Here is a 25,342-nt window from a genome sequence, read left to right on the forward strand (position 1 = left end):
CCTCAGCCATCCGCCAACTCATGCGAGAGCCCGCGGGCGAGCACCGCGATCTTTTGCAGCTCGTGCTGGCACTGGTCATAGCGCGCCCGCAAGGGCCCCGGCGGACAACTCTCGCGCGCGATCTCCCAACGCATCGATTCAGCGACGAGTTCCTGCGCCAACACATCGTGCAGATAAGACGAAAAGTCATCGCGCGCCGCAGGCAGCCCACCCGCCCACGTATTGTGCACCAGCGACGCGAACGAACCCGCATTCGCCGATACCGGCAGCAAATCCGGCCGCCGCGCCGTGATCAGCTCCAGACTGGAGGAACCCGTCACCCGCAGCACCACCGGCCGCGACAGCAAGGCCACCAAACCCAGCTCCAGCCAATGCAGCGGATCCACTTCCCCGTGCCAGGAAACCCGGCAGCGCACCCGATCCGCAGACGGCTCCGTTTCCACCACCTCGCCCGCCCCGATGTGCCGCAGCTCGGTCTCAAGCCACTCCGGAAACTTCGTCAAATCATCCGGCGCACGCCGCTCCACCGGCAGCCGCGACTCGATCCACCCGGCAGCCAGCGGCCATTCCGAAAAAACCACTTCCAGACCGCCGAACCGCTCCACCCGCTCCTGCCACCGGCCGATGATTTCCTCCGCCCGGCCCGGGCTCACTCCGCGGTCGACGCGGCTGCCGGCCAGCAGCCACTCCCACAGCGTGCGGCTCGGCAGCGGCAGCCGGAACTCGATCACCGTGCCCTCGATCGGATGCACCAGCACCTCTCCCCCGCAGCGCGCCATCCGCCGCCGCATCGTGTCCATGCCGATCCCTCCGGCCTTCGTGGGTGAAATTCCGCGCCCATTGTCGGCCACCGTCACCGCACAGCCCTTTTGCCACGGAACCATCAGCACCTCGATGCGGCCGGCCACCGCATGCTTCATCGCATTTCCGATCGCCTCACGCACCGCCAGATAGAGCTGGCGCGATGCCTCACGGCCGATGTCCGGCACCTTGCCAATCCGCTTCAGTGACACCTCGCCGCCGCCGCGCGTGAAGCCCTGCAGCTTCACCTCCCAGCCGTGCCACGCTTGATCGAGCGATTCCACCGCTCCCGCGTGATCGGTCGCCGCGAAGCTCTCGCTCACCGAGGCGAAGACGTTTTCCAAAGACTGCCGCGAGCCCTCGGGAATCTCCGCCCGCGGATGATTCACGCGTTCCACCAGAGCCTCCAGCGGCGAGATGACTTCACGCCGGATCCGCTCGCTGACACGAGAGCCATCCCATGCTCCATCCCGCCGGCGGAATGGCATCCAGTGGTCGAAGGGATCGCTCATGCTTGGACTACCAGAACCATCGTAAGCCGGCCGCGAAGCCGTGGGCATGATACGTCAGCTTGCCATCGGCACTGGCCCCCGAGGGCAAGGCCGGCGCGCTGCCAGTGATCTGGCGCGGTTCGCCGTAGCCATACTGATAGGTGAACTCCGCCGCCCAGCACTCCGTGCGGTAGCCGGTGCCCAGGCTGAAGACATGGAGATCCACATCCGGCAGGCGCGGGTTGAAAGTCGAATCAGGCGTCGTCTTCTCGGAGAACCAATAGCCGCCGCCCACCCACCAGCCCGAGTCCCACTTGCGGGTTACACCGGCCATGATGATGTAGCTGTCCTCCCAATTCATCGGCTCCACGATGTTGCCGCCCGGTTGCTCCAGCACGAAGTTGTCGAAGGACGACCAGTCATTGAACGTCACGTCCACCTCGAAGAGCCACTTCTCATTCGGCGTCCACGAGTAGCCGGCCGTCGCCTCCAGCGGGAACTCCAGTTCGGACTGCACCGGTCCCACCGTCGCGCTCGGTGAGGGCACCCGCAGCACCACGGTCTCCTTGCCCTTGTAGGTGATGGGCGACCAGTAGCGCACCGTGCCGCCAATGTGATGACCTTCGAAGGGTTCCCACTCGAAACCACCGCCGACGCCCCATCCATTGCCATCGCCCTCCACCGAAAACGTATCGCCGGGAACGAAGATCCCGCGGTTGATATCAGCCGTGCTTTTCACCGCGCTGCCGGAAATGCCCAGACGGAAATTCGGCGTCACCTCGAATCCCAGCGCCGCCGTGCCTGCCATGAATAGCAACTCTGTGTCCGTCGCATAGCCGCGCAGCGGCGAGTTGTCCGGCCATTCGTTCTTCTGGCCGAAGGGAGAATAAAGTCCCAGTCCCAGCGACACCCGGTCATTCAGCGGAGTCGAGGCAAAGGCACTGGCCGCGACCGCCGGACCGTCCTTCAGATCGGTATGACCACCCGCGCCGGTATGGGAGACCTTGTAGTCGAGCACATATCCGTTCAGCAGCAGGTCGGAGCCCTCGCCCGTTCCAAGCATCGCCGGGTTGTAGTAAACGGCGGACGCATTCCCATTCGACGCCACCCCTGCATTTCCACGTGCAAGAACCTCGGGATCATGATAGGTGAACTCGATGCCAAGCCCGTAACCGCGGCTGGCTAACACCGCCGAACATGCCAGCCCGACGCGAATCACTTGGGAGGAGGTAAAACTCATCTCACAAGTGTTCCTAACACGGGTTTTTACGCAAGGGCCAGTCGCGCCTTATGGGAGATTCTCCCATGCCATGTCGGGCATCATCCCGATAGCGCTACGTAATTTTACTTCGGATGCTGCCCACGACTCGGGTTCGCCCTCCCAGACCTGATCCGCGCATGAACCGCCCCATCCAGAAAAGTCCCGCTCTTCTCCCCTCCCAGGGACTCTCTTCCTTGGCTGGATCGGCTCATGCGCTCCCTTTCACGCCCCCCCTCGGATGAAACGATTCGATTCAACCGGAGCACCTGGCCCCGGTCCGGCATCCCCCAGCCGGACCGGAGCCAAGCCGGGCGACCAGCGATCCCTCCCCATCCCCCTGTCCCCCCCGCTGTTCCGTTGGCTCTCGCGACCGCTTTGCTCCGCATGGGGCTACCTCCCCGGCCTGCTGGGGCTCACCCAAGGAGCCCCCGGCATGGCCGAAAAGCCTCGCCCGCCTGAAGATTTCCGGCCCTGACGTTTCGGTGGGGTTCCGTGGCCGAGTCACTGCTCATGACCGGCGACCACGGGATTGCCACCCGCCGGGGGTGCGCTAAGCCGGTCCTCCCGGCCTGCGCACTCCCGGTGAGCTGGGCCAGCCTCACGGTGCTGAAACGCTCAACCGCAGGAAGAGCGCCTCCTTGCCCGCCATCGGCACGCTGAACGTATGCTGCGGAGCCACGCCCGTATCAGTCACGGGGATCCACGTGGTCAGGTCCTCACTCCACTCCCCACCGTAAGTGACGCCACTGACACCGGCAGGTTGAGTAAAGGAAATCACGAAATCCTCTCCCACGCGCTGGGCTTGGGGAAGCAGCCCGGAATCCGCCACGGCCGGGTTCAGCCCGAAGGCATACTCGATCAGGTTCACCACGCCGTCCTTGTCGAAATCGGAGCTGTCCGCGCCACTGCCGGTATTTGCCGGAGAGCCAAAATGAGCCTGCCGCCAGCTTGCCAGGGGAGTGGCATAGTCACCGAAGGCGATCACCGTCTCCACCAAGCCGGAACTGCTGTTTTCAGAGCCACCCCATGTCCGCCCGCGGGCGCGCAGCAGCCCCCCGGAGGGAAGACTCAAACCAGTGAGCTGCCAATTCGCCGAACTGCCCACGCGAACGGCATTGCCCAGCGGGCTATAGCTGACGCCTCCATTCGTGCTCAGCTCGATCGAGACACGCGAAACCTCAGGCGAACTTCCGCCGCGCAGCCAATTCACCTGCGTCGTACCGGCAACCTCCAGGGACTGCGTCGCAACGTCGTTGAGTAACCGGGCAAACAGGAACCGCAGTGTGCTTGGTCCAGCGTGGTTGGGTTGCAACAGGGCAAACTCGCCACCGATCAGAACCCGTCCGTCCGCTTGCAAGGCAATGCCGTAGACGTTCATATTCGCGCCGGGATCGAAGTTCCTGTCTGGCGTGCCATCGGCATTGAGTCTGGCGATGGGACCGACCGAGAGGCCATAAGCCGCGCCATTGGGCTGCAAATAGGAAAACGAGCCGCACAGCAGCAGCTTGCCATCCGCCTGCAATGTCATGCCGTAGACGTAGCCGTTCGCCTTCGGATCGAAGCCTCCATCCAGAGTCCCGTCCGGATTCACCCGCCCGATGCAATTGCGTGATGTCGGTGAGGCCGCGCCATTGGGCTGCAGCGTGGTGAACACGCCGCCGAGCAACACCTTGCCATCCGGTTGCAGGGCGATGCTGATGAGGGCTTCGTTCGCATTGGGATTGAAGCCCGCGTCCAACGTCCCATCGGCATTTACCCGCGCGATCCGGTTTCGCGTGGTAGCCGTGGCCGCGCCATTGGGTTGCAGCGTGGTGAATCCGCCGCCGAGCAGCACCTTGCCATCCGGCTGCAATGCCACGCTGTTGATGTAGGCATTCGACTTGGGATCGAAGCCGGCATCCAGCGTTCCATCCACATTCACCCGTGCAATGCGTTGTCTCGTCGTGGCAGTGGCTGCACCGTTGGGCTGCAGCGTGGTGAAATAGCCCGCGAGCAGCACCTTGCCATCCGGCTGGATCACAATGCTTCGCACATAACTGTTCGTCTTGGGATCAAATCCCGTGTCCAGCGTGCCATCGGCATTGAGCCGCGCGATGCGCTGTCTCGTCGTCGGAGTGGCCGCGCCGTTGGGCTGGAGCGCCGTGAACCAACCGCCCAACAACACCTTGCCATCGTCCTGCAACGCCACGGTGAAAACCCTGTCGTTGGCATTGGGATCGAAGCCGGCGTCCAGCGTCCCGTCTGCATTGAGCCGGGCGATGTTGTTGCGCGGCACACCGAGCACGGAGGTGAAGGTCCCCCCGATGATGATCTTCCCGTCAGGCTGGACCACCACCGCATTCACGGTGCTGCCCAGAATATTGGCATCCAGGGGATCGAGATCGCCCGATCCCGCCGCGGCGCGGGTGATCGTCACCATATAGTCTTTGGTCGTCGTGCCATCCTGCGCGGTCACGCGAACGTCCACGACATTCACTCCCACACCCAGCGCCAAGTCCCCCGTGGCACTGCCGGAGTCGACTGGGGTGAAGCTTCCGCCATTCAAACTCACCGCGATGCTGGCGTTGACCTCCGCTTTCGTCGGAGTGACGGAGAGGCTGATCTCGCCAAAGGGCCGGCTGACCGCATAGTCGGTCACGGAAGTGGAAAAGGCCGGTGTCAACGTGCCCGCACTGATGCTCAAGGCCGAGAGATCGGCATTGTTGGAAATGAAGCCCGTTCCCTGGAGGTTGAAGCTGAAATGGCCTTCATCCGCATCGTTGGTGTCAAAGGTCACCACGGCTTCGCGCAAACCAACCGCACTGGCGTCAAACGTGATCGCAAAGGTCGCGCCGCGGCTCGCGTCAACCAGCACCGCGGGCTGCTGGCTCACGGTGAAGTCCGCGGCATCCGGTCCACTGATGGTCACTTGGCTCAGGGTCAGGTCGGCGGTTCCGGTATTGGCGATCGTGAAGACGCGGGTGCGGGTGCGCGTGGATGCCGCCCCGAAGACCGTGACGCTGCCGAAGTCCGTGTGATTGGAGAGATCCGGAAAAGCGGCACCATTCGGGATGCTCACGCCGTTGCCCGTGACGTGGATTTCAGGCGCGGCGGCCACGCCGAAATTCGTCACGGTCCCCACGAAGCCCGCGGACGTACCATGATAGCCGCCCACAGTACGACCCCGCGCGCGAATCTGCCCACTAGGCAATGGAAGACCGGTCAATTCCCAGCCGCCGCTGATGCGCGTGCCTGCACCGAGGAGCGTATAACTGGTGCCATGGTCGGTCGACAGTTCGAAGCTTACCTCTTCCACTTCCGGAGAAGTACCACTGCGGAGCCACTGGATGCGGTTGCCACCATCGATCGTCAGGCTCTGTGCCGCAGGCCCGTTGAGAATCCGGGCAAGGCCTGTGCGCGCAAAACCCGCAACCTCTCCGTTGGGACGCAGCTTGAAGAAAGTACCGCCTAGCAGCACCTTCCCATCCTCCTGGGAGGCGATGCTGTAAACGTAGCTGTCCGGGTTGGGATCGAAATCGATGTCCAGCGCGCCATCCGCGCCCAGCCGGGCGATCCGGTTTCGAGTGGTGGCCGTTGCCGCCCCGTTCGGTTGGAGTGAGGTGAACTCCCCGCCTACCAGCACCTTGCCGTCGACTTGGAGCGCCATGCTGATCACATTGCCGTTCAGGCTGGGATCAAATCCTGCGTCCACCGTGCCGTCGGCATGCAGCCGCGCCATCCGCTTGCGGTTCGTGGCTGTAGGCATTCCGTTCGGCTGGAGCGTCGTGAACCGGCCGCCTAACAGCACCTTGCCATCCGCCTGTAGCGCCAGGCTGCTGACTTCGTCGTTCGCGTTAGGATCGAAGCTCAAGTCGAGCGTTCCGTCGGCATTCACCCGCGCAATGCGGTTGCGCGTGGTGGCGGCACCCGCGCCATTGGGCTGGAGTGTGGTGAAAAGGCCACCTAACAGCACCTTGCCATCCTTCTGCAACGCCGCGGCGTTGACGTCGAAATTGGCATTGGGGTTAAAGCTCGCATCCAGGGTCCCATCCGCGTGTACCCGGGCGATGTGGTTTCGGGAGACCGGCACGCTCGCTCCATTCGGCTGCAGGGTGGTGAACCTGCCACCCAGCAAGATCCGTCCGTCCGGCTGTGGCACCACGGTGTAGAGGATGTCGTTCGCGTTCGGATCGAATCCTGCGTCCAGCGTCCCGTCCGTATTCACGCGTGCGATCCGGTTCCGGGTGGTGGGCGCTTCCGCCCCGTTCGGCTGCAAGGTGGTGAAAACTCCGCTCAGCAGCACCTTGCCATCCGCCTGCAACGCCACATTTTCGACGTAGTTGTTCGCGTTCGGATCAAAGTTCGCATCGAGCGTGTCGTCGGCATTGATCCGGGCGACGCGATTCCGGGGCACTCCCAGCACGGAAGTGAAGGACCCCACGATGATCAGCTTGCCATCCGGTTGCAGGGCCTTGGCAAACACCAGGCCCATATTCAAATCCAGGGAATCTAGCGAACCTTCGATCGCGCCGGCGCGGGTGATCGTCACGGTGTACGTCTTGGTCGTCGTGCCGTTTTGCGCGATCACTTGCACGTTCACCGTATTCGGGCCGGCATTCAGCGCCAGTGGACCGGACGCACTTCCCGAAGCGACGGTCGTGTAGCTGCCGCCGTTGAGCCGGACGGAGATGCTGGCATTGATCTCCGCCTTCGTTGGCGTGATCGTCACGTTGGTGACCTCATGCGGGACATTGGCGGTATAGGTCGTGGTGGCACTGGAAAAAACCGGTGCCAATGTGCCGTCACTGAGACTCAGCGCGGAAAGGTTCGCATTGGTGGCGGCGAGGCCCGTGCCTTGGACGCTGAAGCTGAAGGGATTTTCATCCTCATCATTGCTCGCGAGGTTCACCACCGCACTTCGGGCACCCATGACCGTGGGCGAGAAAGCCACGGTGAATGTTGCCGTTGCTCCCGGCGCGAGTGTCGTCACTGCGGGCTGACCGAGTATGAAGTCCCCTGGCGCAGCACCGGCCATGCTCAGTTCCAAGCCGGTTAGATCAGCCACGCCCGTATTCTTGATCGTGAAAGTTTGGGCCACGCTGGTGACGCCGACTGCAGTCGAAGCGAACGACACCGTGCCGACGCCGTTCAACCGCTCGTCCACCGCAGCGGCGCTGGCACCCGTGAAGACAGCCACCTCGGGACGCGCGGTGAGATTGCTGAAGCTCAAGACTGACTCGGCCAGACCGCCCGTGCTGCCATTTCCATCGCTGGTCACCCCCCGCGCCCGGATCATGCCGCTGGTGGGCAAGGTCAGGCCTTGGATTTGCCATGACGGGGTGGCGGCCAGCCGGACCCCCGCGCCCAGCGTGGTCCATAGCGCTCCCCCATCCGTGCTCAGTTCAAAGCTCACGCGTGAGAACTCGGGAGCGCTTCCTCCACGGGTCCAACCGATCTGATTCGTCGTCGGCACGCTGAGAACCTGCGTGGCCGGGTCATTGAGAAGCCGGGCGAATCCCGCTCGCGGGGTGGACGTTGCCGCACCGTTGGGTCGCAGGGAGGTGAAACCTCCGCCCAGCAGGATCTTGCCATCCGCTTGCAGCGCGACGCATCCCGTGGAACTGCTCGCATTGGGGTTGAAACCAGCGTCCAGCGTTCCATTGGGAAAGAGCCGGGCAATGTAGTTTCGCGGGATGCCCCGGACAGAGGTGAAAAAGCCTGCGATCAGGATCTTCCCGTCCGTCTGAATGGCCATGCTGTAAGCCCGGCCGCCGCTCACGCCGGGACTGAACGAAAAGTCCTGGGTGCCACTGGCATTCAGCCGTGCCATGCCGAAGCTGTCGCCGCCGACGAGAATCTTCCCGTCAGCCTGGACCGCGATGCTATTGACGGTGCTCCCGATGGCGGAAGTGAAGGTCGTATCCACCGTGCCGTTGGTATTGAGCCGCGCGCAACCCGTCTTTGATGATCCTCCGATGCTGGCGAAATCGCCTGCCACCAGGATCTTCCCGTCCCCCTGCATTGCGAGCGTATAGACATCGAAGGTCACGCTCCCGACAGAGAAACCCGAATCAAGGGTGCCATCCGCATTGAGCCGCGCCACCCGGTTGCGGGTGGTCGCCGTGGCCGCGCCGTTTGGCTGAAAGGTGCTGAACCTGCCCACCACCACGATCTTCCCGTCCGCTTGCACCGTCATGCTCAGGACTTCCTTGTCCGCGTTGGGATCAAAGCCCGTGTCGAGCGTGCCATCCTGATAAAGCCGGGCGATCCCGCGGCGCGTCACGACCGGCCCCGAAGGGTCCGGCTGCAGGGTGGTGAAGAAGCCCCCGACCAGGATTTTCCCGTCCGCCTGTACCACGATGCTTTCGACCGTGTTGTTGGCATTCGGATTGAAGCCGCTGTCCAAGGTCCCGTCCTCATTGAGCCGGGCAATCTTGTTTCGCGGCACTCCCAGCACCGAGGTAAAGCTTCCTCCAAGGAGGATCTTGCCGTCCGGCTGGACCACCGCGGTCAATGGCGTACCGCCGCCAAGCGGGGCGTCAAGCGGGTCGAGATCTCCCGGCGCCGCATGAAGAACCGAAGTCCCCAGCAAGAGCGCGACAAAGAAAAAGATCAGAGCCAATAGGCGGGGGACATCCCATGTTTTCATGATAGACAAAGCGACAGCAAGGACGTCGCTAAGATAAACCGCACCGGCCCGCTAGATATTTCGCCCGAAGAAGCTGACACATGACCGCGCGCCACACCGCAAGGTCACGCTGCTTTACCCGTGACACCGGCAAGATCAGATCACGCTGCCGTAAAGCGTGAAGCCGGTGCTCTCCTCCACGCGAATGTCGAGGAACTGCCCGGTCAACTTGTGCACATCCCCGTCGAAGATCAGGATCTTGTTCGTCCCCGTGCGCCCCGTCAGCCGCTGCTTGTTGGTCTTGGACGGCCCTTCACAGAGAACCTGCTGCACCGTCCCCACCAGCGCTTGATGCTTCGCCTTGGCGATTTCGTTGACCACATCCAGCAGCCGCTGGTTGCGCTCTTCCTTCACCCGCTCCGGAAGCTGGCCGTCCATCTCCGCGGCCGGCGTGTCCTTCCGCTTCGAGTAGCGGAACACGAACGCATTGTCGAATTGCAGCCGCTCCACGGTATCCACCGTCGCCTGGAAGTCTTCCTCTTCTTCACCCGGAAAGCCCACGATGATGTCCGTCGTGATCGCGATTCCCGGCCGCGCCGCCTTCATCTTCTCGCAGATCTCCACGAACTTCTCGTTCTTGTACGGCCGGCGCATCGCTTTCAGGATGCGGTCCGAACCGCTCTGCATCGGGAAGTGGATGTGCGAGCACAGCTTCGGCAGATAGGTGAACGCCGCCACCAGGTCATCGCGATAGCCGATCGGATGCGGTGAGGTAAAGCGGATGCGCTCGATGCCATCCACCGCGTGCACCGCCTCTAACAACTGCACGAAGGGTGACTTGCCATCGACCTTCTCGAACTCGGTCCGGCCGTAAAGATTCACGATCTGCCCGAGCAGCGTGATCTCCTTCACCCCGTGGTCGCGCAGGCGCTTCACCTCATCCACGATCTCGGCAATCGGCCGGCCGCGTTCCTTGCCGCGCGTGTCCGGCACGATGCAGAAGGAGCAACGCATGTTGCAGCCCTGCATGATCGACACGAAGGCCGAGGCATTGAGCTCCTTCGGAATGTGATCGCGGATCGTATTCTGCGAACCCGCTTCCTCTTCCACGTCACAGACACTCTCACCCGTCAGCGAGAGCTCCAGCTCGTCCATCCGGCGATGCAGGCGCCGCTGCAGGATGGTGTCCACGTAGTCGAAAACCTTGTGATACTTTTGGGTCCCCACCACCACGTCAAGGTGCGGGATCCGCTCGAAGAGCTCCGGCCCGCGGCTCTGCGCCATGCAGCCCATGAAGCCGAAGACCACGTGCGGCTTGTTCCGGCGGTAGCTGCCCATGCTGCCCATCTTGCCGAGCGCCTTCTGCTCCGCTTGGTCGCGCACCGAGCAGGTGTTTACCAGAATCGCGTCGGCGTCTGTCTCGTCGCCGGTGACCGTGTAGCCACCCTCGGTGAACATCTGCGCGACCTGTTCGGAGTCGCGCTCGTTCATCTGGCAACCGTAGGTGCGTATGAAAACCTTGGGCATGAGTGGGTGGCTGGGGCGCGGACGCTAGCGCCTGCGCCGGGGGATTCAAGGCGGGAGAAAACGTAGGCCTTCAACCCAAAAGCGGGCCGGAGCGTGCGAAATTCAATCCGAACAACTTTAAAAATGCTGAAATTTAATATTTTCCACTGATCGGCTTTATGTAAGTAATCGCTAGGGGTTCTCCACCCCCTGTTGCAGTTCTCTCCCTCTTCTCCCCATGAAGTTCTTCCCCTGCCTTGTCGCAGGCATCGCACTCGCGTGTCCTGATGCTCGTGCCACGGTCCTCAACCTGACGAATACCACCGTCGCCGGCAACGCGCCGAACACGATGGTGAGCACCACCGGCAGCACCTTCCGCGGCGGCTGGCTCAATGGTGCCCTGTACCGCGACCCCTCGGTGGACGGCAGCTCGGGTTCCGGCGTCTTTCGCGACCTTTACCGGGTTTCCCCGCCAAACGGGAACGGCAACGTCATCGAGAACGGCTACAACCGGCCGGGCGTCATGGATAGCTCGGTGCCAAACGGCTTCGACCCCTACCTCAAGTTCGGCGAACTGATCCAAGACGCCTCCCAGAGCAGCTACATCTTCGTCATCGACATCAACGAGGCGAACAATGCCACCGACCGCTACCTCTCGGTGGACGACATCAAGATCTGGGTCGGCGGCACCACGGATCCGTCCCCGCTGCCCACCACGCTCTCGGGCATGATGACCCAGCTCGGCGTGCCGGCCTACGACATGAATCCCTCCGGCCAGCAGAATTTCGTGATGCTGGATGCCACCCTCTCCAGCGGCAGCGGCAGCGGCGACTTGTTCCTGTTCGTGCCGAAAAGCTTCTTCCCGGCGAACACGAATCCGAACGCCAACATCTTCATCTACACCAAGATGGGCAGCTATACCGGAGCCCCCGGCTTCGGCGCGGGTTCCACCCAAGAGCAGGTCTCGATTCCCGGCAAATCCATCGTCGGCAACTCCACGACCAGCACCATCCAGTCCGGCCTGCCATCCGTTCCCGAGCCCTCCACCATGGTGGCCTTGCTGGCCGGCGGCCTGCTCGCCTTCCGCCGCCGTCGTTAGAAAGCCGTCAAAAACGGCAGGAACGCAAGGTAGGGACGGCTCTCCGAGCCGTCCGGCTTCTGGCGGCCCGCCTCAACTTCCCGCCGTCTAGCCATCTCTTCGGCGGAAGTTCCCCGCGACTTCTGATCTTCAGAGCGCCGCCGCCACCTTCCGGATCGCTTCCGGATAAAGCCGGTGCTCCTCCACCTGAATCCGCTGGTGAAGCGTCTCCGCGGTATCGTCCGCTAATACCGGCACCTTCGCCTGCAAAATGACCGGCCCGGTATCCATGCCATCGTCCACATAGTGGACCGTGCAACCGGACTCGCTCACCTTCGCCTCCACCGCCTGCTTCCAAGCCGCCACCCCCGGAAACGCCGGCAATAGCGCCGGGTGGATGTTCAGAATCCGGTTCGGGAAAGCCTCCAGCAGCGGTGCCTTCACCAGCCGCATGAAGCCAGCCAGACAGATGATGTCCACGCCCGCGGCCTTCAGGGCAGCCACCGTCTCAAGCTGCGCCTCCTCCGGAAACTTCGTCTTGAAGCCCCGGCAATCGATCAGCCCCGTCGGAATGCCCGCCTTCTTCGCCCGCTCCAGGATGTAGCCATCCGGATTGTCCGAAAGCACCAGCACGATCTCCGCCTCAAGCGTCCCCGCCGCGATCGCATCGAGGATCGCTTGCATGTTCGAGCCGGAACCAGAGCCGAGGATGCCGAGACGCATGCGCGGAGAAAGGACCATCCCGCCCGATCTTCCAAACTTCAAATTCCGGATTTCGCCAGTAACTTTCAGGGATCCAGAAGCGCGGGATCCCCGATTTCATGTGCCCGGTCTGACTGGCGGAAAGCGTGGCACCCGGGAACGAGATTCCTTCGGCCAAAAGTAGCCGACGACCCGGGCTGGCTCCCCCGCGAACAGAATCGTCGTTTCCAAAGGTGCACCTGCGTAAGCCGTGCCGATGCGCACCGCGAAGGCCCCGCCTCCAAAGTCCTTTGCCTGAAGCCGGATCGCGAACTCCTCGTCATCCCACATCGGATCCGGAGGGCTTGCTTGCTGCTCCTCGGCCCAAGGGGCATAGGCCTTGAGCAATCGTTGTCCTTGAGGGACCTTACGGGATTTGCTGCCCACCAGGATCTCGCCCTTGTTGAAGTCAGCCACCTTGACCCATTCCGCCTCGGGCCAAGGACCACGCAACACCTCTTCGTCCGGGTAAGGCCCTGACGGGGTGCCTTTCATCGGCCCGAACACCGAGACACAGCCTCGCAGCACGAAATTATGCCAGTCGTCGCCCAGCCACTCGCTGCCATCGACCACGCATCCCCCACCGATCTTGGGCAATCGCGTCTCCCGATCCAGATTGAATGAGCCCGGGCCAGGCAAGCCGTGAAAATGAAGGGCAGCCGTGCCGCGGAAATAGCCAGTCACCGGCAGTATGGCCGTCAGCACCAGCGGATTCACCAGACCGAAAACCAAGCTCCATCCCTTGCTTCGTCGCCAGAAATAGACCGCGAGGAAAAACGGCGCAACGGCCCCCAGAAACGACAGCGGACCCAGCCCCATAACCAGCCAGCAAGCGGCAAACGCGACGACCGCCCAGACCGCCATAAACCGTTTCCTCGGTTCCTCCATTCCGATCATCTAGCGCAGCCGTGCGCGGAACTCAATCCACCGTTCACTTGGCACTTGGAACTTCAGGGGCAGCCCGCTAGGCGATACGCCCATGCACGACGCCCGTATCGATCTGCTTGCCCGTCAGCTCATCCGCTACTCCACCTCGCTGAAAAAAGGGGAGAAGGTGCTCATTGATCTCTACGACGTCCCGGACTCGATCGGCCTGGCCCTGATCCGCGAGACGCGTGCCAAGGGAGCCTTTCCTTTCCTCCGCATCCACAGCTCCCGCCTCACCCGCGAGATGCTCCAGGGCGCTGAGGACACGCAGTATCAGATCCTCGCGAAGCATTGGCTTGCCGAGATGAAGGACATGGACGCCTACATCGCCGTCCGCGGCAGCCACAACATCGCCGAAAGCAGCGACGTCCCGGCGACCAACATGAAGCTCGCCATGAAGCACTTACGCGCGGTCATCGACCACCGGGTGAAGAAGACCAAGTGGTGCGTGCTGCGCTGGCCGACCCCATCCATGGCCCAGCAGGCCGGCATGAGCACCGAGGCCTTCGAGGACTTTTACTTCAAGGTCTGCCTCGTCGACTACAAGAGCCTGCTCCCCGCCGCCAACGCGCTGAAGAAGCTGATGGAAGCCACCGACGAGGTCCACATCACCGGCCCGGGCACCGACCTGAAATTCTCGATCAAGGGCATCCCCGCCATCGTCTGCGCCGGCACCGCGAACATCCCGGACGGCGAGGTCTTCACCGCGCCGGTGAAGGACTCCGTGAACGGCGTTATTTCCTACAATGCCCCGACCATCTATCAGGGCATCCCCTTCGACTCCATCAAGCTGACCTTCGAAAAGGGCAAGGTCGTGAAGGCCGAGTCACCCGGGAAGAACAAGGAGATCAACAAGATCCTCGATAGCGACCCCGGCGCTCGCTACATCGGCGAATTCGCCCTCGGCTACAATGCCGCCATCAAGCACCCGATGCGCGACATCCTCTTCGACGAGAAGATCGGCGGCTCCTTCCACTTCACGCCCGGCCAGGCCTACGAGGAAGCCGACAATGGCAACCGCTCGCAAGTCCATTGGGACATGGTCAATATCCAGCGCAAGGACTACGGCGGCGGCGAAATCCGCTTCGACGGCAAGGTCATCCGCAAGGACGGCGTCTTCCTCCCGAAGGCCCTCGCCAAGCTGAACGGGTAAGGCGTTAAGGGGTGTCGACGTTCCGTCGACACGGTGTGGGCGGCACCGCCCACACCCTCATCGACCTCACCCCGCCGCACCCGGCATCGGTGGCGGCGGAGCTCCCGCGCCCGGCATATTCGGCGCGGGCGGCTTCACCCACGCCGGAGCCTTCGGCGTCGCATCCGCGTAGATGCCCACCAAGGCCATCCCGATCAGCCCGACAAAGCCAGCCCAGCCCGCCGTCATCGCCGTGGCCATGCCAATGACAAACGGCGTGAACACCAGCAAGCCGATGACCATGTAGCTCGGCTTCACCTCATACGCGTGGATCACCAGTCGCAGCCGCGAGCGTGCCAGTGCCAGCCCCAGCAGTGTGAAGCAGATCACCACGGCCACCGCATTGATGTGGTAGAAAACCCCGCAGCCGTCCGGCCGCCCGACATTGGCCGACGCCGCGAGCGGAATCCCACCGCCAAGCGCCATCGAGCCGGTAAAGAGGATCATCACCCCGATCCGCGCCAGCAGCCCCTTGAAGGAGGAAGCACCGATCGCCCCGGCACACATCATCGCCGACAGGCCGATCACCGTCAGCGAGCAGGCGATCTCCCGGACGAACTCAATCGCGCCGACGTTGTAGCGAACGATGACATACGGCAGCAGCGAAATGAACGTGAGCACGCACAGGCCCCACAACGTGAAAAACTTCCCGCGGACCACCCTCCAGCGGTTCAGCTTGGTCAGCAGCAGCAGCTCGTGGTTTCCCTCCTCCAGCTCCTGGCCCATCAGCACCAGCCCGCCCAGCGGCATGATCACCGCGCAGACCAGGGTCACCCCGATCCAGAACCAGCCCGACTGGACCAGCATCGCCACATTCAGCATGCCGGTGTACTTCTCGTAGGAGTAGGTGCTATCCGTCTGGAACTCGATGATCAGCGCCACGATCGCGAGCACCTGGATGCCCAGGAAAGGATAGACGAAACTCGCCCGCCGCATGTTCTGGCGCAGCTCCTTGACGAGCATCGCACCGAAGCGGTCGGGCAGGTCGTTGGCAGCTTCCACGCTGCGCATGATTGCCAGCCGGACACGCCGGGCAAGCCGGAGTTCATGAAGAATTGGTGATGCGCCGCCCGGCCGGATATGCTATCAGCCCGATCATGGCGGACCTTGTTGGATGGACCCTTCTGGCTGCAGCACCCGCCACATTCAGTGGCGAGCCTTCGACGACGGCTGACCTCGTCGGATGGATCCTGCTAGGGCTCTTCGCCGGGGCCATCGCACGGCGCGTGATGCCGGGCGAGGAAAAGGGCGGCTGCTTCGTCACCATCGTGCTCGGTATCCTCGGAGCCGTGATCGGCGGCTGGATCGGCCGGAACATCGGCTTCCTCCCGGACAATAACCCCGGCGACTGGCTGCCCTCGCTCGGCTCCATCGTCACCGCCACCGTCGGCACCATGGTCCTGCTGGCCCTGTGGAAGTTCCTGAGAAAGTAGCTGCCGGTCATTCCCCCAGTATATCCTCGTACTGCTGGAACTGCCCCATGTAGAACCGGATGATCGTCCACCCGACGAAAAGCAGCACCGCGAAATACAGCCCCTTCGAGATCATCCCCGCGGCCATCTTGGAGCTCCGGGCAGCGTCCTCCTGATAGACCGCGGACCAGCGGGCCAGGTCCTTGTCGAGGCTGCCCGCCTCCTCGGCGGTGGCATACGAGCGGGCGAAAGCCGGCGGAAATGCGCCACAGGACATCATCGTGGGGCCGAGCGGACCGCCACCCTTCAAAACCTCCCCAAGCTGCTTCCCTGCCGCCAAGATGGTCGCGCTGTGGGAAGCCTCGCTGGAGGTTGCCACCGTCTCATTCATCGAAAGCCCGGCCAGCAGGCAGGTGTGATAGACCTTCGTGAAGCGCGCCATCGCCATCGCCCGGCGCGCACCGCCGATCACCGGGATGCGCCGCAGCACCGCATCCACAGCCGTGCTGGCCGAGGCGTTCTTCAACAACGCCTTGCCCACCACCCACACCACAAAGCCCGCCCCATACAGCGCCACCAACGCGACCAAGAAATCCACCGCCATCTCGCCGAAGCTGGCCCCGCTGCCCAGCCCGGGCGCGAGAATGCCCACGAAAAGCCCCAGGTGCAGCAGAAACGCCGGATACACCATCGCTCCCCAGAACTCCTTGCGCGCGGACGCCAGCATCCCGAAGTAGTCCGCCAGGTGCTGGAAGGCCGGAGCCAGTCGCCCGCCACGCTCGCCCGCGCCGATGATGCTGCGCTCCAGCGACGTGATCACCCCGGGCCCGAACGCCTCGGTGATCGATTTGCCCGCTTCCAGATCGCGGTCCATCTCACGCAACAGCTCGGCCTGATTTGCCGGCGGCCGAGTATCAAGCATCGCCCGGCCCGCGTCGCGGATGCCAAAGCCAGCCTCAAGGAGCTTGGCGATCTCGGTGTAAAAGAGGTGCTTCTGCGCGGCGGAAAATGCCATGGGTTTCACCCGAATCTGGCACGCCTAACGACGATGGAAAGGTGATTCACTCCTTCATCCCCTCACCGAGGAAAAACGACGGATGCGGCGGCTTGTTGTAGGCGACATTCTGCCACGCAACGGAAAGCCGGTACTGCGGATCGTGCATCAACGTCACCAGCCGGTGCTCGGTGGGAATCGTCGTCGTGTAGAGCCTCAGCGATTTCCCGTCCGGCCCGGGCAGCAGCAACTCCTCCCGCCAATCCCCTAACAAGTCCGCCGCGAGATTCGGCCGGAATCCCGCAAAACGCCCGCGCCCACCCGGCATCTCCGCCGAGAAGATCTTCTCCTCCCGGCCTTCTTCCCACTTCCACTTGAAGATCGAGGACCGGTCATAAATCTCCCGCAGCAAATCCCCATCCCACCAGATCACCCAATCCGAGCCGCGCGGATGCGGCCCGATTTCCTCCCCGCGAATCGTTCTCAACGCAGTCGGACCACCCCACACCTCCGCACCCGGATGCCGCGGATCAATGTCCGCCACGATGCCATTGCCAAAATCCACACCGGGACTGTGGCTCCACAGCACGCTGCCGGTGCGCGCATCGTGCAGTCCCGCGCCGGGCGTCTTCAGGGCGACCGTCTCCTCCTCATTCTCGGTGATCAGGTACAGCTCCTTGCCCGGCCGCTCGGGATCGAAGTCACCCACATGCAGCGCGTCCCCGTGACGACGGCCGGTCGAGTAGAGGCCCTTGCCATCGTCATCGATGGTCATCGCCTGATAGATGATCTCGTCCTTCCCATCGTCATCCACATCCGCGACCGACAGCGCATGCCCGCCCATTCCGGAATAAGGCGAGGCATCCTTGAACGGCGGCTTGCTGACACCGCTATCGAAAACCCAGCGCGACTTCAGCTCACCACCGTGCCAGTCCCACGCCGCCAAAACCGTGCGCCCATAAACGCCACGCGTCATCACCAGGCTCGGATGGACGCCATCCAGATAGGCCACACACGCGAGGAACCGGTCACAACGGTTGCCATAGCTGTCATTGCCACCATTCCCACCGATGCCGCCCCAGCCATCGATCGGGTCGCGGCCGGGAATGAAATCCACCGTCTTCAATGCGGCACCCGTTTTCCCATCGAAGACCGTCAGAAATTCCGGCCCGGTTAGAATCCGCCCGTAGCGCTGGGTCCCCCTCTCTTGGTTCCGCCAATCCTTCGTCGCGTCACCGATGATCTTCCCCGTGCCGTCCTTCGTCCCATCCGCCGTCTTGCATGCCAGCTCCGCACAGCCATCACCGTCCAAGTCGTAGACCATGAACTGCGTATAGTGCTCACCCTCGCGGATATTGATGCCCAGGTCGATCCGCCACAGCCGGGTCCCGTCCATCTTGTAGGCGTCCAGCACCGGCGTGCCGGTGATGCCCGCAAAGGAATTGTCCTGCCCGCGCGAGGCCTGGTGCACGATGATCTCGTACTCGCCATCCCCATCCAGGTCCGCGACCGAGGCATCGTGCGGCCGGTAGCCCTCGATCGGCTGGATCGGGATCTCGATGAAGTTCTTCTCCAGCACCTTCGCCGGCTTCGAGGAAGGAGCCTCCTTCCCGTCGACGACCGGGCGGACAACATACGCCTCCGTCTTCCCGGCCTCGCGGTCGACCAGATTGGTCGCGCCCGTCAGCGGCTCCGGGTTGACCCGCTCGTCCTTGCCCTCGACCCGCCGATAGAGATTGAAAGCCGCTCCCTTGGGATCATCCCCCAGCAAGCGCCAGCCCGCATAAACCGATCCATCCGCCTGCCGCACGGCCACCAGCCCGCGGTCGAGTTTTTCCATGGGCCGGGCATGAAGGGGCAGCAGCAAGCCGATGAGGAGGAGGCACTTCATGACGTATGGGAGGAAACCCGCCGGCCGTTTCTTCCACGCCTTACCCCTTCGGGGGATGGGGACGCGATGGCGTAGCCCGGCGGCAAAAGGTTCGACAACCTCCATCCTCATCCCTTCATCTTCCCCCATGCAATGGATTTCCACGCTGGCAGGCACCGGCCCGCCGGGCACCCCCGACTTGTGAGACGGACCGATGGCCATCCCCCTCCAGCCTGAAATCCTGATCGCCCATCCCTGGATGGGCCGCGGCGGTTCCGAAGCGACCGCCATGTGGGCATTGCACGCCCTGCAAGACCGCGCCCGAGTGACCTTTGCCACCGCCTCGCCGGTCGATTGGGCCGATCTGAATGCCACCTACGGCACCCGCGTTTCTCCCGAAAAGGTCGCCCTGCTCTCCGCGCCGCGGCTACCCGGCGTGAATACCGGCACCGTGGTGGCCTTCTGGCAGCGGGCGTGGTTCGAACGCTTTTGCCGCACCCAGGGCACCAAGTTCGACGCCTGCATCAGCGCCTACAATCCCATCCGCTTCGGCAAGCGCGCCATCCAGCTCATCGGCGACTTCAGCTTCGACGAGAAATGCCGGCTTGCCCTCTACCCGACCGCCACCGGCCAAGCGCATCACCGCCCGTCCTTCGTCCGGCAGGCGTACCTCTCGATCGGCGAGCACCTCGCCGGCCGCCACGATGAGCCGGCCTTCGCTCCGGATGATCTCGTGGTCGCGAATTCCCAATGGACCTCCACGCGCCTCCGGGAGCACTTCCCTCTGGACCGCGTCCCGGTGCTCTTTCCCCCGTCGTCACCGCTTGGCCTGGAAAACTCCAAGCGCGAGCCTCTCGGCTTCGTGGCCATGAGCCGCATCACGCCGGAAAAGGAAATCGAGTCCATCCTCACCATCCTCGACCGGGTCCGTGCTGCCGGACGACCCGCGACTCTCGACCTGCTCGGTAAAATCGGCGACGACAGCTACTCGCGGCGCATCCGCCGGATGGTCCGCGAACGCCAGGAGTGGGTGCGGACCCCCGGCTTCCTCGGGCCACGGGAAAAGACCGCGCTCTTTTCGACGCGCTCGTTCGGTCTCCATGCCTGCCGCGTGGAAGCCTTCGGCATCGCAGTCGCCGAAATGGCCGCCGCTGGCCTGATTCCCTTCGTGCCTGCCGAAGGCGCAACGCGGGAAATCGCGGCCGACGAGTCGCTCGTCTACCGGAATCCCGACGACGCGGCTGCCAGGATCCTCGCCGTGCTCGATCAACCGGACTCCCACGCCCCGCTGCGACGGTCTCTGCGCGAAAATGTCGAACGCTTCGCCCCGGAGCACTTCAGCGTGCGACTGGTCGAGATCGTGCAGGATTTCCTCGGCCGGCCGATCTAACGATCCAAGTCGCCATGTGGAGCAAGCTTTCCCAGCGCCTCACCGATCCTCTCTTCTACCGCAAGCGCTGGCTCCAGCTTCTGCGCCCCCTGCGACCACCGCGGGCACCGCGACCGGTGACGCTTGATTCGCTGTTAGAATCCGGCGGCCCCGTCCTCGCGGTCTTCGCCCATCCCGATGACGAGCTCTTCGCCTCCTGCCTGCTCTGCGAACTCGCGGCGCGAAAAGTCCCATTCCATCTCATCTGCCTGACCCGCGGCGAAGGTGGCATCACCGGCGGCATGACCCGTGAGGAACTCGGACAAATCCGTGAAGCCGAGCTGCGTGCCTCCGCCGCCGCGCTCGGTGCTGCCTCCGTCGAGTTCCTGGACTACCTCGATCCTCTCGGTCTGGCCCACCGCACCTTTGCTCCTGACGTTTCGCCCGAAGACCTCGCGGCACGGCTGAAGGCCCTGTTAGAAAAACACCGCCCCTCGATCATTCTCACCCACGGCAGCGGCGGCGAATACTGGCATCCAGCACATTTGCTCGCCCATCGCGCGGTCTTTCTCGCCTCGGAAGGCAAGCACGACATCCTCACCATCCACGCTTGGCAGGATTCTCATGCCCTTCCCGGCATGCTGAATCGCGACGATCCCGCCGATCTCGTCATCGATGGCACTCCGCATCGCACCCAGCGCCTCGCCGCCTTCCGCGCTCACGTCTCACAACGCGACTACTTCGCCGGCCACGGCGGATCCTTGGAGGGCTACGTCGATCTCAGCGCGAAGGAAGCCTTCCGGCACTACCCCCGCGCAAGCGGATAAGGGGTGTCGACGTTCCGTCGACACGAACGGTCATTCGGCCTCCTCAACCCTTACACGGTAGAACCTCTTCTCACCGCTGGCCGGAACGGAAATCATCGAATTTGCCCCAACCGCTTCCAACGGAGCACCGGTATCCGTCCATGATCCATCCGCCAGCGTGGTGCTCGTCTCCAGCTGATACGTGAACCCCGCGACGCTGGAAAAGCTCACCTCCACATTCCCGCCGTTCCGCGAAACATCCGTCACCCGGAACACCGAAGCCGCACTCAACGGATTCGTCCCCGCTGCCTGCTCATCCGCATTGCTCTCCCCATCGCCGTCCTGATCACCGGCAGCCGAAAGAAGCTGGACCGCCGTAGTCGTCGAACCGGGATTCGGTGCCCCCGCATCGCTCTGGCCGGGAGAAGCGGAAGAAATACCCGCCGCGCTGATGGCAGTGATCCGCGCGCGGTAGATCTCCCCGGCCATGCCATTGAACGTGTATTGCGGACTGGTCACGGTAGCGGAAGATACCGGATCGCCGTCACCATCGAACACTTCCACCAGCCACGAGCCGACATTGTCGTCCGGCCCTGCATTGGACACCCATGTGAAGGTCCCTGAACTACCAATTTCGTAGTAATTCGCCAGCGGCGCGGGAGACGGCGGCGGGGTGACGTCGTAGAGCTTCAAATACTGAGCCTCGAAGGGACGCTGGTTCCACGCCGCATCAGCAGGGTTGGCGGAGGTGTCCATCGTCGGCACCTTGTTGAGCACCACAAGGAACCCATTGTTCTTCAACTGTGTGCCGGTGTAGCCCGCACCCCATTGCCAGGAATTGCGACGGCCGCTCATCCCGATGCCCGCATTGAGATAGGCCGCGATGTTCTTCACGTTATACGTGCGGCCATCCTTGATCCCCAGCAACGGCGCGAGACCTGATGGCACCTTGAAGTTGTCCTGCTGGTTGTTCGCACGATCGAGATTGGCAAATGCCATCACCACGTCGCTGAAGGCAGGCGAGGCATTGGCAGTTTCATACTTCGCAATCGCATGGACTTTGGTGTTGTTGCCATCGCCATCCAGGAACCATCGGTTCGAAGCCCGCAGAGCCGGACTCGATCCACGCGCCGCACCCATGCCCGCATAGACCGGATACAGCTGGTCGTTGCCAAAATTCGCATCCGTCCAGATCGGCTGCATCGAGTTGAACCGCTTGAAGTGCGGGATCTGCTTCCCGAAATTCAGCTCGTAGTGGTCGTAGCCATAGGTGGCGGAGATCCCGAGTTCCTGGCCCGGGAAAATCATCGGCACCCCATCCATCGAACCCGCCACGCTGAAGCGGATCAGCGCTTCCCACGGGTCATTGTAGTTCGCTTCGTCATGCGAGGTGTTGTTGATCAAGACGAGACCTTGCCCGTAGGCATTCCGCCGGCTCTCGAAGATGTTCCGGTAGTCGCTCTTGGTCGTGGCACTCGCCAGCGGAAAGACGATGTTCTCGTTGAGAATGTCGAAGTGGCGGTTCGAACGATAGGTCACCGCGCCGCCATCGAGCGATTCGCTCATCATCACGAAGTTCCACTTCTTCGAGCGGGCCACGTTGATGATGTACTCCCAGCACTGCGGCGGCAGTCCCTGGCCGAAGTCGCAGCGCAGGCCATCAATGCCGCGCGCGTCCCACGCATAGCGCTGCGCTGTCGTCAGGCCGGGCTCGGTCGAGCTGTTCCGGTTCTGCCCTGCTGGCCGCGTCTTCTCCAGCCAGTGCGTGCCGTAACGGGCGAAGTACTGCCACACGCGCCGCGTCACATTCTTCTGCTGGGCGCCTTGCACGAAGTCATTCGCCGTCCAATCGCTATCGGTCGCATCGAACCAATCACCTTCGCTGGTGTAGCTTGAACGCTCCGGCTCGCTGTCGGTTTCCACCAACGCATCATAGCGGCCGAAGAAAACATCCTTCACATCGTTCCACTTCCCGAAGTCAAAACGATCCGGTCCCGGCGCAATGGTCGCCGCACTCGATGCCCGGTTGCCATAATTCCCCGCAGCCGAGAAGAAGCGCGCCTCGCGATTGCGGATCTCATCCGTCTTGGCCCACGTCTGGCCATCGGGCTGGAACAGGCTCACGCCCGCATCGGCGAGCTCGACGTCATAAGCCGTGTGATTGAACGGCGCATCCAGCATGATGCCCACCGTCTTTGCATCCGCCGCGCTCACAAAATTCTGCCACGCCGTCATCGCCGCATCGCGGTTCGTCTGGCTGAGCAAGTCGGCATTGTTGAAAGGACTGCCGCTGAAGTTCTTCGTGAAGATCGGGCTGACCTCGAAGAAGTTCTTCACCGCATACGGACTCCCAGGCTCATAAGGCGGGTTGCCACTGCCCCATCCGCCGAACGGCTCGCGGCCATCGCGCGCCGGTGGATGGATCGGCTGGAACCACAGCCAGTTCGCACCGAGCGACTTCAGGTAGTCGAGATCCCAGTGGTTCGCTCCATTGTGAGGCGCGCCGGGAGCATTGTGCATGTCCTCGAGGGTCGAGCGCGTTTCAAAGGTATCACCCGACGCCTCGATGTTCAGCACGTTGACCTCATAGAGCGTGATGTTCCGCGCATCCTTCGGCGACACGGTGATGGCATGGTCACGGCGGTTCGCGGCAACGTTCGTGTACCACCGCCAATTCGGATCCCCGGAAACCTTCCACCGCGCGGTGAGCCGGTAAGCGCCTGTCTTCTCCGCCGGCAAGGTCAGCGTGTAGGTGCCCGCTCCAGCGGACGTCATCGTGTAGGCCTTGAAGTAGTTCGAGTCATCGCCAGCCACCAGTGTCGATCCATCCGGTCCGCTCACGCCATCCGGATAACCGTCGCCATCCGCATCGATGTCCGCGCGGTCGCGACGGTTCAGGTTCGTGTAGATCTCCGCAGCCGTGACGTTCGCCTCACCCGGCTGGAAGGAAATGCCCAGCGGAATCGAATCACCGGCGATCTCATCCACGAACAACTTGCTCGCCGTGTAGTTGCCATCGGCCCCATTGATGGTGAGCGTCGGCTGCCCGACCATGCCGTTCTGATAGATGAAGACCGCATTGTTGGTGCCCGCGATGTGATCCGCGAATTTCTCGTCGTTCGTCTCCGGATTCCACAGCCCGATCTTGTACTTCACCTGCGCGCCCAGCGGCAGGCCATTCAACACATTGGGCAAAGTCCCGCGCCACACGGCGGCGTTGCCATTCCCGCTGGGATCTCCCTCCGTGCCATCGAAGGCCATCGCCACTGCGGTGCTCGTGCCACCTGCCACACCAAGCGCACCACCCGGCGTGGTCCCATCCGTCGTGTAGTAGACCGCACCCGCCGTCGCCCATCGCGAGGCCAGCGAATTGTCCGGCCCGATGTAGCCGGTCTTGGCGCGAATCTGGATATCGTTGCCCGCAATCGTCCGGTTGTTCGCGTGATAAATCCATCCCGGCCGGTTGCGGATCGAGAAAGGCGACGCCTGCGCAGTCGCCTCGGTCGTCGTGGTCGAGGAAGCGTTGTCCTTGCCGTAAAGGTAAGTCGTTTCCGGACTCCCGCCGCTGAAGGTGGTGCGGACGTAATATTCGATCACATCCGTCGCCGCGATTCCCGTCGTGGGAATCACCGCCTTCCAATACTGGTTCTGGTCATTCCCGCTCCCGGGGAAATTCGAGTAAAAACCCAGCGCCACCGGTTGCCAGCTCCCGGGCGAACCCCCGCGTGGCACGGTGCGGTAGAACAGCGTGCCTCCGTTCTGGTTCCCTCCGGCCCCGTTGTTCTTGAAGAAGCCTTGGTAGACCGTGGTGTCGGTCGCCTTCACCTCGTAAACCGGATCCCGCATCGTCTTTCCGATCTGCGACTCATTGACCGACGCCAGATGCCAGACATTGGCTGGCGCCGCGCAAAGCACCGGCGCCAGCAGCAGGAAGAAAAGGGCTTTCATGAGGGCTTTAGACAAGAAACGCCGCGGCAAGCGGCGGATCAATGGGTTTCGAGGCTGCCGCCCGACAGGTCGGATTCGGAGAGCTACCGGAAGATGTCGGTCGGCCGGATGGGGTTTAGTCCCCGAAAGCACCCGCGGCGTGTCGTTCAGCGGCAAATAAGCGCCCCTCCGAAAATTTCTGTCGGCTTTGCCCCCGGGAAGACGCCTCCCGGTAGACGGTGGCCCAAACCCCCACCGTCGAAACCCCTGCTTAATCAATTTCGGGAAGAAAGACGGAAATGTTGGGTTCGTTTCCGTCCTGAGGGTCCCTGAGAGAGGCCGGGGGGCTCCGCCGTTAAA

General features: G+C 63.0%; 15 protein-coding genes. 5 read left to right on the forward strand and 10 right to left on the reverse strand.

The annotated features are described in order from the left end of the window. Positions 1-2: 2 nt before the first annotated feature. The 4 genes from WKV53_RS09625 to miaB form a co-directional block, all read right to left on the reverse strand. Positions 3-1,313: a sensor histidine kinase gene (locus tag WKV53_RS09625; RefSeq protein WP_341404359.1), complete on the reverse strand. Its 1,311-nt coding sequence runs from the start codon at positions 1,311-1,313 to the stop codon at positions 3-5. 7 nt (positions 1,314-1,320) lie between these two features. Beyond that, entirely contained in the window at positions 1,321-2,532 is a 1,212-nt protein-coding gene (locus WKV53_RS09630) for an OmpP1/FadL family transporter (RefSeq protein WP_341404360.1), read from the reverse strand. Between the two features lie 619 nt (positions 2,533-3,151). Continuing rightward, positions 3,152-9,181, reverse strand: coding sequence for a choice-of-anchor D domain-containing protein (locus tag WKV53_RS09635; protein ID WP_341404361.1), 6,030 nt, complete (start codon positions 9,179-9,181; stop codon positions 3,152-3,154). A gap of 135 nt (positions 9,182-9,316) precedes the next feature. After that, positions 9,317-10,687: a tRNA (N6-isopentenyl adenosine(37)-C2)-methylthiotransferase MiaB gene (miaB, locus tag WKV53_RS09640; protein WP_341404362.1), complete on the reverse strand. Its 1,371-nt coding sequence runs from the start codon at positions 10,685-10,687 to the stop codon at positions 9,317-9,319. A gap of 217 nt (positions 10,688-10,904) precedes the next feature. Between miaB and WKV53_RS09645 the strand changes: the two genes are divergently transcribed. Next, positions 10,905-11,765, forward strand: a complete 861-nt coding sequence (locus WKV53_RS09645; RefSeq protein WP_341404363.1) for a PEP-CTERM sorting domain-containing protein — start codon at positions 10,905-10,907, stop codon at positions 11,763-11,765. A 129-nt stretch (positions 11,766-11,894) separates the two neighbouring features. Here the strand turns inward: WKV53_RS09645 and purN are convergent, their stop codons facing one another. Further along, positions 11,895-12,467: a phosphoribosylglycinamide formyltransferase gene (gene purN, locus WKV53_RS09650; RefSeq protein WP_341404364.1), complete on the reverse strand. Its 573-nt coding sequence runs from the start codon at positions 12,465-12,467 to the stop codon at positions 11,895-11,897. 96 nt (positions 12,468-12,563) lie between these two features. Continuing rightward, positions 12,564-13,373 (reverse strand): hypothetical protein, encoded by an 810-nt coding sequence (locus WKV53_RS09655; protein WP_341404365.1) that lies wholly within the window; start codon positions 13,371-13,373, stop codon positions 12,564-12,566. A gap of 91 nt (positions 13,374-13,464) precedes the next feature. On the opposite strand from WKV53_RS09655, the gene WKV53_RS09660 reads away from it, so the two are divergent. Beyond that, positions 13,465-14,565 (forward strand): aminopeptidase, encoded by a 1,101-nt coding sequence (locus WKV53_RS09660; protein ID WP_341404366.1) that lies wholly within the window; start codon positions 13,465-13,467, stop codon positions 14,563-14,565. A 66-nt stretch (positions 14,566-14,631) separates the two neighbouring features. On the opposite strand, the gene WKV53_RS09665 is transcribed toward WKV53_RS09660, so the two are convergent. Further along, the gene (locus WKV53_RS09665; protein ID WP_341404367.1) at positions 14,632-15,615 is read right to left on the reverse strand and encodes a hypothetical protein; all 984 of its coding nucleotides are present in this window, start codon (positions 15,613-15,615) and stop codon (positions 14,632-14,634) included. Between the two features lie 86 nt (positions 15,616-15,701). Between WKV53_RS09665 and WKV53_RS09670 the strand changes: the two genes are divergently transcribed. Further along, positions 15,702-16,037 (forward strand): GlsB/YeaQ/YmgE family stress response membrane protein, encoded by a 336-nt coding sequence (locus tag WKV53_RS09670; protein WP_341404368.1) that lies wholly within the window; start codon positions 15,702-15,704, stop codon positions 16,035-16,037. Positions 16,038-16,044: 7 nt separating this feature from the next. Here WKV53_RS09670 and WKV53_RS09675 read toward each other — a convergent pair whose 3' ends face one another. Both WKV53_RS09675 and WKV53_RS09680 read right to left on the reverse strand, forming a co-directional pair. Further along, a complete protein-coding gene (locus WKV53_RS09675) occupies positions 16,045-17,031 on the reverse strand; it encodes a type II secretion system F family protein (protein WP_341404369.1) in 987 nt (328 codons plus the stop codon). Positions 17,032-17,077: 46 nt separating this feature from the next. Further along, the gene (locus WKV53_RS09680; protein WP_341404370.1) at positions 17,078-18,901 is read right to left on the reverse strand and encodes a rhamnogalacturonan lyase; all 1,824 of its coding nucleotides are present in this window, start codon (positions 18,899-18,901) and stop codon (positions 17,078-17,080) included. A 193-nt stretch (positions 18,902-19,094) separates the two neighbouring features. Here WKV53_RS09680 and WKV53_RS09685 point away from each other — a divergent pair, with 193 nt between their 5' ends. Together WKV53_RS09685 and WKV53_RS09690 are read left to right on the forward strand one after the other, a co-directional pair. Further along, on the forward strand, positions 19,095-20,270 hold the full coding sequence (locus WKV53_RS09685) for a glycosyltransferase (protein WP_341404371.1): 1,176 nt from the start codon (positions 19,095-19,097) through the stop codon (positions 20,268-20,270). Positions 20,271-20,284: 14 nt separating this feature from the next. Then, on the forward strand, positions 20,285-21,076 hold the full coding sequence (locus tag WKV53_RS09690; protein ID WP_341404372.1) for a PIG-L deacetylase family protein: 792 nt from the start codon (positions 20,285-20,287) through the stop codon (positions 21,074-21,076). A 30-nt stretch (positions 21,077-21,106) separates the two neighbouring features. Here the strand turns inward: WKV53_RS09690 and WKV53_RS09695 are convergent, their stop codons facing one another. Continuing rightward, on the reverse strand, positions 21,107-25,003 hold the full coding sequence (locus tag WKV53_RS09695) for a hypothetical protein (protein WP_341404373.1): 3,897 nt from the start codon (positions 25,001-25,003) through the stop codon (positions 21,107-21,109). Between the last annotated feature and the right edge of the window lie 339 nt (positions 25,004-25,342).

The organism is Luteolibacter sp. Y139 (genome assembly GCF_038066715.1).
Lineage (GTDB): Bacteria > Verrucomicrobiota > Verrucomicrobiia > Verrucomicrobiales > Akkermansiaceae > Haloferula > Haloferula soli.